Below are 13,122 nucleotides of genomic sequence, written 5' to 3' on the forward strand. Positions count from 1 at the left end.
TAAGCGCCTTCCGGAATAAACACCCTTCGCTTGCTCTGCTGCGGCACTACGCCGCAGCAGGAGAGCAGTGTCTCGTCAGGCGGCTCAGTGAGCCTCATCCCAGTTGTTGCCTACGCCCACTTCCACCAGCAACGGAACGTCCAGCTTCGCCGCGCCGCTCATGTGCAGGCGAATTTCATCGCTGACCTGGTCGATAAGATCTTCACGCACTTCAAGCACCAATTCATCGTGCACCTGCAGGATGACTTTGGCATCGAGGCCGGATGTGGCCAGCCAGTTATCCACCGCGACCATGGCTTTCTTGATGATGTCCGCCGCCGTGCCTTGCATCGGAGCGTTGATCGCCGTGCGTTCAGCGGCGGCGCGCTCCTGCGGTTTGTTGGAGTTGATCTCCGGCAGGTACAGCCGTCGCCCGAAGAACGTCTCCACATACCCTTGGTCCGCCGCCTGCGCACGGGTGCGGTCCATGTATTGGCGAACGCCGGGGTAACGGGCGAAGTAAGTATCGATGTAGGCCTTGGCGGTCTTGGTGTCCACGCCAATGTCCTTGCCGAGCTTTTGCGCGCCCATGCCATAGATCAGACCGAAGTTGATCGCCTTGGCGCTACGGCGCTGGTCGGAAGTGACATCGGCCAGTTCGACCTTGAACACCTCGGCGGCGGTCGCGGTGTGCACGTCCAGATTGTGACGGAAGGCGTTCATCAAGCCTTCATCACGGGACAGGTGAGCCATGATCCGCAACTCGATTTGCGAATAGTCGGCCGCCAGTAACTTGTAACCGGCCGGGGCCACGAAAGCCTGGCGGATGCGACGCCCTTCAGCGGTGCGCACCGGAATGTTCTGCAGGTTCGGATCGCTGGAGGACAGGCGTCCAGTGGATGCCACGGCCTGATGGTAAGACGTGTGGATGCGCCCGGTACGCGGGTTGATCTGCTCCGGCAAGCGGTCGGTGTAGGTGCTTTTCAGCTTGCTCATGGAACGGTATTCCATCAGCACTTTCGGCAGGCGATAGTCATCCTCGGCCAGTTTGGCCAGTACTTCTTCAGCCGTGGATGGCTGGCCCTTGGCGGTCTTCTTCAGCACCGGCAGACCGAGCTTCTCGTAGAGGATGGTCCCGAGCTGCTTGGGCGAGCCAAGGTTGAACTCCTCGCCAGCAATCTCGAAGGCTTCGCGCTCCAGGGCCACCATCTTGTCGCCCAATTCAATGCTCTGTACGCCCAGCAGCGCGGCATCGACAAAGGCACCCTGGCGTTCAATACGCGCCAGCACGGGCACCAACGGTATTTCGATATCGGTCAGCACGCTGGCCAGGCTCGGGATGGCGTTGAGCTTCTCGAACAGCGCCTGGTGCAGACGCAAAGTGATGTCGGCGTCCTCGGCGGCGTAAGGGCCGGCCTGCTCAAGGGCAATCTGGTCGAACGTCAGCTGCTTGGCACCCTTACCAGCGATGTCCTGGAAACTCACGGTGGTGTGATCCAGGTACTTCAGCGCCAGGCTGTCCATGTCATGGCGAGTCGCGGTGGAGTTGAGTACGTAGGATTCCAGCATGGTGTCGAAGGCGATGCCGCGCACCGTGATGCCGTTTGCCTGGTCACCACCGATGGCGCAGTTGGCCAGGATATTCATGTCGAACTTGGCGTGCTGGCCGACCTTGAGTTTGTTCGGGTCTTCCAGAATCGGTTTGAGGGCGCGCAGGACGGTGTCGCGGTCCAGTTGCTCGGGCACACCGATGTAGGAGTGGGTCAGCGGGATGTAGGCCGCTTCGTTGGCCTGCACGGCGAACGACAGGCCCACCAGTTGCGCCTGTTGCGCGTCGATGCCGGTGGTCTCGGTGTCGAAGGCGAACAGTTTGGCGTTGTGCAGTTTCTCCAGCCAGACGTCGAACCGTGCTTGATCAAGAACGGTTTCGTAGCGGGTTTCAGAGCTGACCGCTGGCGCTTCGGCCTCGGCGGCGCTGAACAGATCGACGACCGGCGCTGGCTCGGCGGCAGCGCTCAGCTCGATGCGTTTGGCATCGCGTTGCAGATCGTTCAACCAGCTCTTGAATTCCAGCAGGGTGTAGAGCTCGTAGAGTTTTTCCGGATCTTCAGCCCCCATTCGCAGGTCATCGAGGCCGATGTCCAGCGGCACATCGACCTTGATGGTCGCCAACTGATAGGACAGGAACGCCATTTCCTTGTGCTCTTCGAGCTTGGCCGGCAGGGTCTTGGCGCCGCGGATCGGTAGGGTCGGCACAATATCGAGCTGCGCGTAGAGCTCGGTCAGCCCGCCATTCACACCGACCAGCAAGCCGGAAGCGGTTTTCGGACCGATGCCCGGAACCCCCGGAATGTTGTCGGAAGAATCGCCCATGAGCGCCAGATAATCGATGATCTGCTCGGGAGCGACGCCGAATTTCTCCTTCACGCCCTCTACGTCCATGCTGCTACCGGTCATGGTGTTGACCAAGGTAATGTGCCCGTCGACCAGTTGCGCCATGTCCTTGTCGCCGGTGGAGATGATCACCGGGCGATCGGCGGCCGCGCTGCTGCGGGCCAGGGTGCCGATCACGTCATCGGCTTCGACGCCTTCAACGCACAGGAGCGGGAAGCCCAGAGCGATCACGCTCTGATGCAGCGGCTCAATCTGTACGCGCATGTCGTCGGGCATGCTCGGACGGTTGGCCTTGTATTCGGCGTACATGTCATCGCGAAATGTCCCACCCTTGGCGTCGAACACCACCGCGAACGGGCTGTCCGGATATTGCTTGCGCAGACTCTTGAGCATGTTCAGTACGCCCTTGACCGCACCGGTCGGCAGGCCTTTGGACGTGGTCAGTGGCGGCAGCGCGTGAAAGGCGCGGTACAGGTACGAAGAACCGTCGACCAGGACGAGGGGGGCTTGGTTCATGAGCAGGATCAACCTTTTCGGCGGGTCAGGCGCTAGAATAGCGGGACCGTTGACGACAAAGGGACAAGGTTATCATGTGCACACTAAATCGCCTGTTGCTGGCTGGCTTGTTTGCAATTGCACCATTAGCCGCCATGGCGGCGGATGATGCACCGACACCGGAACCGCAAGTCACGATCCACACGGAAGGGGACAAAATTATTCAGGAGTACCGCCAAAACGGTTTCCTGTACGCGATCAAGGTCACGCCGAAGGTGGGTAAACCGTACTTTCTTGTACGCGCCGACGGCACCGATGCAAACTACATCCGCTCGGATCAGCCGGATATGCTGATACCGGCGTGGAAGATCTTTGAGTGGAAATAGTTTCTTAATTTCAATCGGCGCTGGCTCACTGGCGGCGCCCGTACTGGCAGTTCAAACATGTCTGTGTTCACTCCCCTGGCTCGGCCCGAGCTGGAAGCTTTTCTCGCCCCTTATGGCCTCGGCCGCCTGCTTGATTTCCAGGGGATTGCCGCCGGTAGCGAAAACACCAATTTCTTCATCAGCCTGGAGCAGGGTGAATTCGTCCTGACCCTGGTCGAGCGTGGTCCGGTTCAGGAGATGCCGTTCTTCATCGAACTGCTCGACGTGCTGCACGAAGCCGATCTGCCGGTGCCTTACGCCTTGCGCACCACCGATGGCGTTGCCTTGCGCGAACTGGCCGGCAAGCCAGCGCTGTTGCAGCCGCGCCTGGCCGGCAAGCACATCAAGGAAGCCAACGCGCAACATTGCGCGCAAGTCGGCGAGTTGCTCGGCCATCTGCACCTGGCGACCCAAGCCAACATGATCAAGCGAAAAACCGATCGCGGCCTCGACTGGATGCTGGAAGAGGGCACTCAGTTTCTGTCGCACCTCGATGCCGGGCAGAAAGATCTGCTGCAACGGGCACTGGAAGAAATCACTCAGCAAAAAGAGAAAATTCTGGCGCTGCCACGAGCCAACATCCACGCCGATCTGTTCCGCGACAACGCGATGTTCGAAGGGACGCACCTGACCGGGTTGATCGACTTCTACAACGCCTGCTCGGGGCCGATGCTCTACGACGTGGCGATTGCCTTGAATGACTGGTGTTCGGACGAAGAGGGGTTGATCGATGGGCCTCGCGCCCGGGCCTTGTTGGGGGCTTATGCGGCCCTGCGGCCATTCACTGCTGCCGAAGCCGAGCTATGGCCGACCATGCTGCGGGTGGCGTGCGTACGGTTCTGGCTGTCACGCCTGATCGCTGCGGAGTCGTTCGCCGGGCAGGACGTGTTGATTCATGATCCGATGGAGTTTCAGCTGCGGTTGGCGCAGCGGCAGAAGGTCAATACGCCGTTGCCTTTCGCGCTCTAAGTTGTGGTGAGGGGGCATGCCCCCCCTCACCACAGGTTTTGAGTCGGTTAAAGCGACTCCAGGCACCCTGCCAGATCATTGCCCAACTTTTCCAATACCTGCTCGTACCCTTGGGCCGTCGCTGGCGTGTACCCGCCCAGCGCATCCAGTTCCGCCAGTTTCACCGGCAAGCCGGCTACCAGGGTTTCCGCCAGGCGCGGACGCAGTGGCGGCTCGCTGAATACACAGGTCTTGCCCACTTCCTGCAGCCGCGCGCGCATCGCCGCGACATGCTGGGCGCCAGGTTGCACCTCAGCTGCAACACTGAAAACGCCGGTGTGCTTGAGCCCGTAGGCGTCCTCGAAATAATCGAAGGCTTCGTGGAACACGAAGTAAGGTTTGCCTTCAATGCCTGCCAGCCGTTTCTTCAGGCGCAGATCCAGCGCATCGAGACGTTCATCGAACGCCTTGAGATTGCTTTGATAGCGCGCGGCGTTGTCGGGATCGGCTGCGCTGAGGTCAGCCGCCATTTTCGTCGCGATGACGCGGGCGTTGATCGGCGACAGCCACAAATGCGCGTCCAGGCTACCCGGGCGATGATCGTGGTCATGCTCGTCGGCTTCTTCGGCATGGGAGTGGCTATCTTCGGCGAAACGGCGCAGCTTCATGCCCGGCAGATCCTGCACGGCGACGCTCGGCAACGTCCGGCCATTGAGCACGCGGGGCAGGAAACCTTCCATGTCCGGACCGATCCAGTACAGCAAGTCCACCGATTGCACTTTCCGTACGTCGGAAGGGCGCAAGGCATAGTTATGCGGTGAGGCGCCCGGCGGCAACAGCACTTCCGGAATCGCCACGCCGTCCTGCACCGCAGCGGCAATCAATTGCAGCGGTTTGATGCTGGTGAGGACTTTGACTTCGGCGTGGGCCGAACCGACCAGCAGAAAACTGGCGACAAATGCGACAAAAAAAGGAAAAAGTCGGGACACGATGACCACTCGAAGAGGCGAGAACGGGTAACATAATAACGTCTCTCACCATACGCGTCGCCGCTCATGTCTAAAACACCGATTGCCAGCCGTCCCCACGACCACTCTCATTGCGTTCACAGCGCTTTGTCCGAGGCCGATGCGCTGTGCGCGCGCCAGGGCCTGCGCTTGACTGCCTTGCGCCGACGGGTGCTTGAGCTGGTGTGGCAAAGCCACAAACCGTTGGGCGCGTATGACATTCTCGCCGTGCTGAGCGAGCAGGACGGCCGCCGCGCCGCACCGCCGACCGTGTATCGCGCGCTGGATTTTCTATTGGACAACGGGCTGGTTCACCGAATCTCTTCGCTCAACGCCTTCATCGGCTGCAATCATCCGGAGCACGCGCATCAGGGCCAGTTTCTGATTTGCCGTGATTGTCACGCGGCCATTGAGCTCGAACAGAAATCCATCAGCGACGCGATCATCGCCAGCGCTAAAGAGGTCGGGTTTGTCGTCGAAGGCCAGACCGTCGAAGTGATTGGTCTCTGCTCTGGTTGTCAGGGGGCTTGATGAGCAACGCGCTGATCCGCCTCGAGCAGGTTGCCGTCACGTTTGCCGGGCAAAGTGTGCTGGACAACATCGAGTTGAGCGTCGAACCGGGGCAGATCGTCACCTTGATCGGCCCCAATGGCGCGGGCAAGACGACGTTGGTGCGCGCCGTGCTCGGTCTGTTGAAGCCCGACAGCGGCAGCGTCTGGCGCAAACCGAAGCTGCGCATCGGCTACATGCCGCAAAAACTTCACGTTGATCCGACGCTGCCGCTCTCGGTCCTGCGCTTCTTGCGTCTGGTGCCGGGTGTGGACCGTGCGATGGCCCTGGCGGCACTTAAGGAAGTCGGTGCCGAACAGGTGATCGACAGTCCGGTGCAAAGTGTTTCCGGCGGTGAAATGCAGCGTGTCCTGTTGGCGCGGGCCTTGTTGCGCGAACCGGAACTGCTGGTGCTCGACGAACCGGTGCAAGGTGTCGATGTGGCCGGTCAGGCCGAACTCTACAGTTTGATTACCCGTCTGCGTGACCGTCACGGTTGCGGTGTGTTGATGGTGTCGCACGACCTGCATCTGGTGATGAGCACCACCGACCAGGTGGTTTGCCTCAATCGCCACGTTTGCTGCTCCGGCCACCCTGAGCAGGTCAGTGGTGATCCGGCTTTCGTCGAGCTGTTCGGAAAAAACGCACAAAGCCTGGCGATTTATCACCACCATCACGACCACGCTCACGATCTGCATGGCTCGGTGGTCAAGGCGCCCGGATCGGGCCATACCCATGTCCATGGAGATAGCTGCAAGCATGGCTGATTTTCTGCTCTACGCCCTGCTTGCAGGTCTGGCCCTGGCGGTGGTTGCGGGACCTCTGGGTTCCTTCGTGGTCTGGCGACGCATGGCTTATTTTGGCGACACCCTATCTCATGCGGCATTGCTGGGCGTGGCGTTGGGCTTTTTGCTGGATGTCAGCCCGACCGTTGCAGTGACCGTGGGTTGCTTGTTGTTGGCGGTATTGTTGGTGACCTTGCAACAGCGTCAGCCGCTGGCGTCTGACACGCTTTTGGGAATTCTCGCACCCAGCACGCTCTCTCTGGGCCTGGTGGTACTAAGCTTCATGCACGAAGTGCGGATCGACCTGATGGCGTATCTGTTCGGCGACCTGCTGGCGATCAGCCCGACTGATCTGGCCTGGATTTTGGGTGGTAGCGCGGCTGTTCTGGCGCTGCTGGTTGCCTTGTGGCGGCCGTTGCTGGCCATTACCGTGCACGAAGAGTTGGCCAGGGTCGAGGGCTTGCCCGTAGCCGGATTGCGCATGGCGCTGATGCTGTTGATCGCTGTGGTGATTGCCGTGGCGATGAAAATCGTCGGTGTGTTGCTGATCACTTCGTTGCTGATCATCCCGGCGGCTGCGGCACAACGTCACGCCCGCTCACCGGAGCAGATGGCACTGGGTGCGAGCCTGCTGGGCATACTCGCCGTGTGTGGCGGATTGGCGTTGTCCTGGTTCAAGGACACACCGGCCGGCCCGTCAATTGTGGTGGCAGCCGCCGCGCTGTTTCTGCTGAGTTTTGTTCTGCCCCGTCGAGGGGTGTAGACTTGCTCGTTTTTTGCGCAAATAGAGAGTCGCAGGAATGAAGTCGTTCGCCTCCCGTTATCTGCTCCTTGTCGCATTTTCTGTGCTGCTGGGCGCTTGCCAAAGCACGCCACCGGCGGCCACCGAAGCCCCCGATGCGCGGGCCGCGGCCATTGCACAGCTTGAGCAAAGTCTGGCCAGCAGCGAACTGGCCACGGCGGAAGATCAACTGGCTGCCTTGCAAGCCGAATCGCCCAACGATCAATCCCTTGAGCAATACCAGCGTCAACTGGCCGAAGCCTACTTGATGCGCAGTCAGATCGTGCTGCAAAAAGGCGATGTCAACGCCGCAGCCACCGCCCTGAGTCGCGCCCGCGCGCTGATGCCCAAGGCGCCGGCGCTGACCGGTGGGGTCAATGGCGCCATCGCCCAAGCGCGCAAGGCTGAGCTGGAAAAGGCTGAAGCTGCTCTCAAGGCGGCCGAAGCCCAGCCAAAAGCCAAGGTTATCGACCCGACGGCTGAAAGCACCACGGTTGCGCTGAATATCAACGATATGGGCAAATTGCGCCGACAACTGGACGCGATCGCCGCCGATGTGGTGAATTTTCAGTGCGATGTGAGCATTCAGGCTCCGCGCACTGAAGATTATCCGTGGTTGGCCAATTTGCTGAGCAAGCGGGTGAAGAAGCTCGATCCGGAGTTTGACCTGAAGCTTGAGCGGCAGATCCTGCGCAGTGTTCCGGCGCAGATGGTGCTCAGCCCTCGCAAAAAACCTTAAAAGCATCGCGAGCAGGCTCGCTCCCACGTTCGATTTGTGTTCACTGCAAATCAACTGTGGGAGCTTGCTCGCGATGGCGGCCTTTCAATCGCTAAAAACTTTCAGGCCGGAACAGCCTTGGCCTTCGGCTCCCTGTCCCACACCCGATGCTGCCCGATGGCCGCAAAAAACGGTTTGATCAGCTTGGCATCCGCACCGACGATCAACCCCGCATCCGCCTCCAGTTTCAACACATCCAGCAATTGCTTCGCCTCGCCATGCAGCGCGATCGCTTTCAAGTGTTTGTAGGCTTCGAGCAGGTAATGCAGGGCGACGCCGTCCGTGCTCAAGGCCTTGATCGATGCGGCGCCTCCGGGCACGAACACAGCGTCGAATGCTACTGAAGGCAAGCCTTCCATGGACGCATCCACCGTTAATGTCTTGCCATCGGCGGTCGTCACGGGGGCGGAAGTCGGGCCAAGCAGTTTGGCGTGCGCGCCCTCGGCTTCCAGCGCTTTCTTCATGGCATCAATTGCTACGCCATCGACACCGTTGGCTGCAAGGATGGCGACTTTTCGCGTCTTGATATTGCCCGGTAGCAGATTGGCCTGGCTCAGGGCCGGCGAACGCTCCAGAGAAATGTTCGGCACATCGACCGTTCCGGCCTTGGGTGCCGGCAAGCCGAGGTTCTGCGCCACACGCTTGGCCAGATCCAGGTCAATGTTGGCGAGGATCTCGTTCACTTGCCGTGCGCGGATGAACTCCCGTTCAACCTTGCCCAGCTCGAAGCTGTACGCCGAGATGATGTGCTCCTGCTCATGCTTGCTCATGCTGTGGAAAAACAGCCGTGCCTGAGAGAAATGGTCGCTGAACGACTCGCTGCGCTGACGAATCTTGTTGGCATCGATGCGTTCGGCATATGTCTCGAAGCCACCGTCCCGCGCGGCAGGTGGTGTTTCTTTCGGCCAGCCGCCATCGATTGAGTTTGGTTCGTAGGATGCGCGGCCCTTATCAATCGTCGTGCGGTGTAACGCATCCCGCTGGCCGTTGTGGAACGCAGTGACCGGACGGTTGATAGGGATCTCGTGAAAATTCGGTCCGCCGAGTCGGCTGATCTGGGTATCGGTGTAGGAAAACAGACGGCCTTGCAGCAGCGGATCGTTGGAGAAATCGATGCCCGGCACAATGTGGCCCGGACAGAAAGCAACCTGTTCGGTTTCGGCAAAGAAGTTGTCCGGGTTGCGGTTGAGCACCATTTTGCCCAGTGGTGTGATGGGCACCAGTTCTTCCGGAATCAGCTTGGTGGGGTCGAGAATGTCGAAATCGAAGGCATGTTCGTTTTCTTCCTCGATGACCTGTACACCGAGCTCCCATTCCGGGTAATCCCCCATCTCGATGGATTCCCAGAGGTCGCGACGATGGTAGTCGGTGTCTTTGCCCGCCAGTTTCTGCGCTTCATCCCACACCAGCGAACAAGTCCCGGCCGTAGGGCGCCAGTGGAATTTGACGAAGCGTGATTTTCCTTCGGCATTGATCAGGCGGAAGGTGTGCACACCGAAACCCTGCATGCTGCGCAGGCTTTTCGGGATCGCCCGGTCGGACATGGCCCAGATCACCATGTGTGCCGATTCCGGCTGCAACGAGACAAAGTCCCAGAACGTATCGTGGGCCGAACCGCCGGTGGGAATCTCGTTATGCGGTTCAGGCTTCACTGCATGCACGAAGTCAGGAAACTTGATGGCGTCCTGAATGAAAAACACCGGCATGTTGTTGCCCACCAGATCGAAGTTGCCTTCGTCGGTGAAAAACTTCACCGCGAAGCCTCGTACGTCCCGCACCGTGTCGCCTGAGCCGCGAGGGCCTTGCACGGTGGAAAAACGCACGAATACCGGGGTTTTTTGGCTTGGGTCCTGTAGGAAACCCGCCTTGGTCAGCACGCTATGGTTATCGTAGGACTGAAAGTAGCCATGGGCACCCGTGCCCCGAGCATGGACGATGCGCTCGGGAATGCGTTCATGGTCAAAGTGCGTGATTTTTTCACGCATGATGAAATCTTCCAGCAGCGAAGGCCCGCGAGCCCCGGCCTTCAGGCTGTTCTGATTGTCCGCCACCTTCACGCCCTGATTGGTGCGCAAGGCCTGGCCGGTGGCGTCGGAGCGGAATTTTTCCAGGCTATCGAGTTTGGCGTTGGTATTGCTGCGGTCCAGGGTATCGGTCCCGGCCAGTGCGCTCTTGTTGACGGCAGGCTTCTTGGTACTCATCAGGCATAACTCCTCGGGCTGTTTTCGAGTGGCCTAACTAATGACTGATGACGTTTTTAGCCGTTCCTTTTATCTGACCTTCGATCGCGTTATTGCCAAATGACTGGTCGAATGCGAAATAAATGCTAAGAACCTCTATACGGACAGGCTAAAATGCGCGCCCGGCTAACCGCTGATCCTTTTCTAACGCGCCCCACAAGGTTCGCTACGTGATCGAGTTCCAAAACGTCCATAAAACCTACCGCGTCGCCGGTAAGGAAATTCCCGCCCTGCATCCGACCAGTCTGACGATTGAGAACGGTCAGGTCTTTGGCCTGATCGGCCATTCCGGTGCGGGAAAAAGTACCCTGTTGCGCCTGATCAATCGCCTGGAAAACTCCAGCGGCGGCAAGATCATCGTCGACGGCGAAGAAGTTACCGCGCTCGATGCCAATGGTTTGCGCCGTTTCCGCCAGCAAGTCGGGATGATTTTTCAGCACTTCAATCTGCTGGCCTCCAAGACCGTTGCCGACAACGTCGCGCTGCCACTGACCCTGGCCGGCGAACTGTCGCGTGCTGACATCGATCAACGTGTGGCCGAATTGCTGGCCCGGGTCGGTTTGTCCGACCACGCCAAAAAATACCCGGCGCAATTGTCTGGTGGTCAAAAGCAGCGTGTCGGCATTGCCCGCGCCCTGGCGACCAAGCCGAAAATCCTGCTGTGCGACGAAGCCACCAGCGCCCTTGACCCACAGACCACGGCCTCGGTCCTGCAATTGCTGGCCGAGATCAATCGTGAGCTGAAGCTGACCATCGTGCTGATTACCCACGAGATGGATGTGATCCGTCGTGTCTGCGACCAGGTGGCGGTGATGGACGCTGGTGTGATCGTCGAGCAAGGCTCCGTGGCCGAGGTGTTCCTGCACCCGAAGCACCCGACCACCAAGCGTTTCGTGCAAGAAGATGAACAAATCGACGAAAGCGAACAGCGTGACGACTTCGCTCATGTGCCGGGCCGCATCGTGCGTCTGACGTTCCAGGGCGAAGCGACCTACGCGCCACTGCTGGGTACCGTTGCTCGCGAAACGGGCGTGGACTACAGCATCCTGGCCGGTCGTATCGATCGCATCAAAGACATTCCTTACGGGCAACTGACCCTGGCTGTGACCGGTGGTGACATGGAAGCGGCCTTCGCCCGCTTCACCGCTGCCGACGTCCACATGGAGGTGCTGCGTTAATGGAAGCCCTGACAAGTTTCTTCGCCAATATCGACTGGTTCGAAATCTGGCTGGCCACGGGCGACACCTTGCTGATGCTCGGTGGTTCGCTGTTGTTCACCGTGCTGCTGGGTCTGCCACTGGGTGTGTTGCTGTTCCTCTGCAGCCCGCGTCAGTTGCTGGAAGCCAAAGGCATCTACGCGATGTTGTCGCTGGTGGTGAACATCCTGCGTTCGCTGCCGTTCATCATTTTGCTGATCGTGATGATTCCGTTCACCGTGTTGATCACCGGAACGTCCCTCGGTGTCGCCGGTGCGATTCCGCCACTGGTGGTGGGCGCCACGCCGTTCTTTGCCCGTCTGGTGGAAACCGCGTTGCGTGAAGTCGATCGCGGCATCATCGAAGCGACCCAGTCCATGGGTGCGACGACGCGGCAGATCATCACCAATGCGTTGCTGCCTGAAGCCCGTCCGGGCATCTTCGCGGCGATTACGGTGACAGCCATTACACTGGTGTCCTACACGGCGATGGCGGGTGTGGTCGGCGCGGGCGGGCTGGGTGACCTGGCGATTCGTTTCGGTTACCAGCGTTTTCAGACTGACGTGATGATAGTCACCGTGATCTTGCTGCTGGTACTGGTTCAGGTACTGCAGACCGTCGGCGACAAGCTGGTTGTCCACTTTTCTCGTAAATGATCAATGAGCCGGCCATTTGCTGGCAGGCGCTGGTTCAGGCGTCGCAAGCGAGTACTCAGAAGGAGTTAGCTGAATGAAAAAACTACTGGTCGCATTCGCTGCCGTTGCAGCCTTTTCCGCTCACGCTGCCGAGACCCTGACGGTCGCGGCAACCCCGGTTCCCCACGCGGAAATCCTCGAATTCGTTAAACCGACCCTGGCCAAAGAAGGCGTGGACCTTAAGGTCAAGGTCTTCACCGACTACATCCAGCCGAACGTGCAGGTTGCGGAAAAACGCCTGGATGCCAACTTCTTCCAGCACCAGCCATACCTCGATGAATTCAACAAGGCCAAGGGCACGAACCTGGTTTCGGTAGCCGGTGTGCACCTGGAACCCTTGGGCGCTTACTCCAGCAAGTACAAGAAACTGGAAGAGCTGCCAGGCGGCGCGAACGTGGTGATCCCGAATGACGCCACCAACGGCGGCCGCGCCTTGCTGTTGCTGGCGAAGGCGGGCCTGATCAAGTTGAAGGATTCGAACAACATCCTGTCGACCGTCAAGGACATCACCGAGAACACCAAGGACCTGAAATTCCGTGAACTGGAGGCCGCGACCATCCCGCGCGTGCTGACCCAGGTCGACCTGGCCCTGATCAACACCAACTACGCGCTGGAGGCCAAGCTCGATCCCTCCAAGGATGCGCTGGTCATCGAAGGCAGCGACTCGCCATACGTGAACATCCTCGTTGCCCGCCCGGACGACAAGGACAGCGATGCGATGAAGAAACTGGTTGCTGCACTGCACAGCCCGGAAGTGAAAGCATTCATTCTCGAGAAGTACAAAGGTGCGGTGGTGCCAGCGTTCTGATTGGCTGAAAGTACAAAAAAGGGGACGCCAGATGCGTCCCCT

Annotated in this window: 12 protein-coding genes; 9 read left to right on the forward strand and 3 right to left on the reverse strand. The window is 59.5% G+C overall.

The features are described 5' to 3' along the window. Positions 1 to 84: 84 nt before the first annotated feature. Positions 85 to 2,889: a DNA polymerase I gene (gene polA / locus ACGJAX_RS06355; RefSeq protein WP_390957936.1), complete on the reverse strand. Its 2,805-nt coding sequence runs from the start codon at positions 2,887 to 2,889 to the stop codon at positions 85 to 87. A gap of 74 nt (positions 2,890 to 2,963) precedes the next feature. On the opposite strand from polA, the gene ACGJAX_RS06360 reads away from it, so the two are divergent. Beyond that, a complete protein-coding gene (locus tag ACGJAX_RS06360; protein WP_090327091.1) occupies positions 2,964 to 3,254 on the forward strand; it encodes a DUF2782 domain-containing protein in 291 nt (96 codons plus the stop codon). Between the two features lie 57 nt (positions 3,255 to 3,311). Then, positions 3,312 to 4,262, forward strand: coding sequence for a homoserine kinase (locus ACGJAX_RS06365; RefSeq protein WP_090327094.1), 951 nt, complete (start codon positions 3,312 to 3,314; stop codon positions 4,260 to 4,262). 47 nt (positions 4,263 to 4,309) lie between these two features. On the opposite strand, the gene ACGJAX_RS06370 is transcribed toward ACGJAX_RS06365, so the two are convergent. Then, a complete protein-coding gene (locus ACGJAX_RS06370) occupies positions 4,310 to 5,239 on the reverse strand; it encodes a metal ABC transporter solute-binding protein, Zn/Mn family (protein ID WP_390957938.1) in 930 nt (309 codons plus the stop codon). A gap of 57 nt (positions 5,240 to 5,296) precedes the next feature. On the opposite strand from ACGJAX_RS06370, the gene zur reads away from it, so the two are divergent. The 4 genes from zur to ACGJAX_RS06390 are packed head-to-tail and all read left to right on the forward strand — an operon-like array spanning position 5,297 to position 8,102. Next, entirely contained in the window at positions 5,297 to 5,779 is a 483-nt protein-coding gene (gene zur / locus ACGJAX_RS06375) for a zinc uptake transcriptional repressor Zur (RefSeq protein WP_248914627.1), read from the forward strand. Continuing rightward, entirely contained in the window at positions 5,779 to 6,564 is a 786-nt protein-coding gene (gene znuC, locus ACGJAX_RS06380; RefSeq protein ID WP_090327104.1) for a zinc ABC transporter ATP-binding protein ZnuC, read from the forward strand. Before zur ends, znuC begins: the two co-directional genes overlap by 1 nt. Beyond that, positions 6,557 to 7,345 carry a zinc ABC transporter permease subunit ZnuB gene (gene znuB / locus ACGJAX_RS06385; RefSeq protein ID WP_090327107.1) on the forward strand — a complete coding sequence of 263 codons (789 nt, stop codon included), beginning with the start codon at positions 6,557 to 6,559 and terminating at the stop codon, positions 7,343 to 7,345. Before znuC ends, znuB begins: the two co-directional genes overlap by 8 nt. A 37-nt stretch (positions 7,346 to 7,382) precedes the next feature. After that, a complete protein-coding gene (locus ACGJAX_RS06390) occupies positions 7,383 to 8,102 on the forward strand; it encodes a PA5502 family lipoprotein (protein WP_248914629.1) in 720 nt (239 codons plus the stop codon). Positions 8,103 to 8,203: 101 nt separating this feature from the next. Here the strand turns inward: ACGJAX_RS06390 and katE are convergent, their stop codons facing one another. After that, positions 8,204 to 10,342, reverse strand: coding sequence for a catalase HPII (gene katE / locus ACGJAX_RS06395; RefSeq protein WP_390957941.1), 2,139 nt, complete (start codon positions 10,340 to 10,342; stop codon positions 8,204 to 8,206). Positions 10,343 to 10,551: 209 nt separating this feature from the next. Here katE and ACGJAX_RS06400 point away from each other — a divergent pair, with 209 nt between their 5' ends. The 3 genes from ACGJAX_RS06400 to ACGJAX_RS06410 all read left to right on the forward strand — a co-directional run bounded on the left by ACGJAX_RS06400 (position 10,552) and on the right by ACGJAX_RS06410 (position 13,080). Continuing rightward, positions 10,552 to 11,559 (forward strand): methionine ABC transporter ATP-binding protein, encoded by a 1,008-nt coding sequence (locus tag ACGJAX_RS06400; protein WP_090327117.1) that lies wholly within the window; start codon positions 10,552 to 10,554, stop codon positions 11,557 to 11,559. Further along, positions 11,559 to 12,233 carry a methionine ABC transporter permease gene (locus ACGJAX_RS06405; RefSeq protein WP_090327120.1) on the forward strand — a complete coding sequence of 225 codons (675 nt, stop codon included), beginning with the start codon at positions 11,559 to 11,561 and terminating at the stop codon, positions 12,231 to 12,233. The genes ACGJAX_RS06400 and ACGJAX_RS06405 overlap by 1 nt, the downstream gene beginning before the upstream one ends. 73 nt (positions 12,234 to 12,306) lie before the next feature. Then, positions 12,307 to 13,080: a MetQ/NlpA family ABC transporter substrate-binding protein gene (locus ACGJAX_RS06410; protein WP_090327123.1), complete on the forward strand. Its 774-nt coding sequence runs from the start codon at positions 12,307 to 12,309 to the stop codon at positions 13,078 to 13,080. The last annotated feature ends 42 nt before the right edge of the window (positions 13,081 to 13,122 follow it).

This window comes from Pseudomonas moorei (genome assembly GCF_042846945.1).
Lineage (GTDB): Bacteria > Pseudomonadota > Gammaproteobacteria > Pseudomonadales > Pseudomonadaceae > Aquipseudomonas > Aquipseudomonas moorei.

What these genes read in the sequence shown, in the direction of transcription:
- polA (WP_390957936.1), bottom strand. Translation starts at nt 2,889, where the DNA reads ATGAACCAAGCCCCCCTCGTCCTGGTCGACGGTTCTTCGTACCTGTAC.
- ACGJAX_RS06360 (WP_090327091.1), top strand. Translation starts at nt 2,964, where the DNA reads ATGTGCACACTAAATCGCCTGTTGCTGGCTGGCTTGTTTGCAATTGCA.
- ACGJAX_RS06365 (WP_090327094.1), top strand. Translation starts at nt 3,312, where the DNA reads ATGTCTGTGTTCACTCCCCTGGCTCGGCCCGAGCTGGAAGCTTTTCTC.
- zur (WP_248914627.1), top strand. Translation starts at nt 5,297, where the DNA reads ATGTCTAAAACACCGATTGCCAGCCGTCCCCACGACCACTCTCATTGC.
- znuC (WP_090327104.1), top strand. Translation starts at nt 5,779, where the DNA reads ATGAGCAACGCGCTGATCCGCCTCGAGCAGGTTGCCGTCACGTTTGCC.
- znuB (WP_090327107.1), top strand. Translation starts at nt 6,557, where the DNA reads ATGGCTGATTTTCTGCTCTACGCCCTGCTTGCAGGTCTGGCCCTGGCG.
- ACGJAX_RS06390 (WP_248914629.1), top strand. Translation starts at nt 7,383, where the DNA reads ATGAAGTCGTTCGCCTCCCGTTATCTGCTCCTTGTCGCATTTTCTGTG.
- katE (WP_390957941.1), bottom strand. Translation starts at nt 10,342, where the DNA reads ATGAGTACCAAGAAGCCTGCCGTCAACAAGAGCGCACTGGCCGGGACC.
- ACGJAX_RS06405 (WP_090327120.1), top strand. Translation starts at nt 11,559, where the DNA reads ATGGAAGCCCTGACAAGTTTCTTCGCCAATATCGACTGGTTCGAAATC.
- ACGJAX_RS06410 (WP_090327123.1), top strand. Translation starts at nt 12,307, where the DNA reads ATGAAAAAACTACTGGTCGCATTCGCTGCCGTTGCAGCCTTTTCCGCT.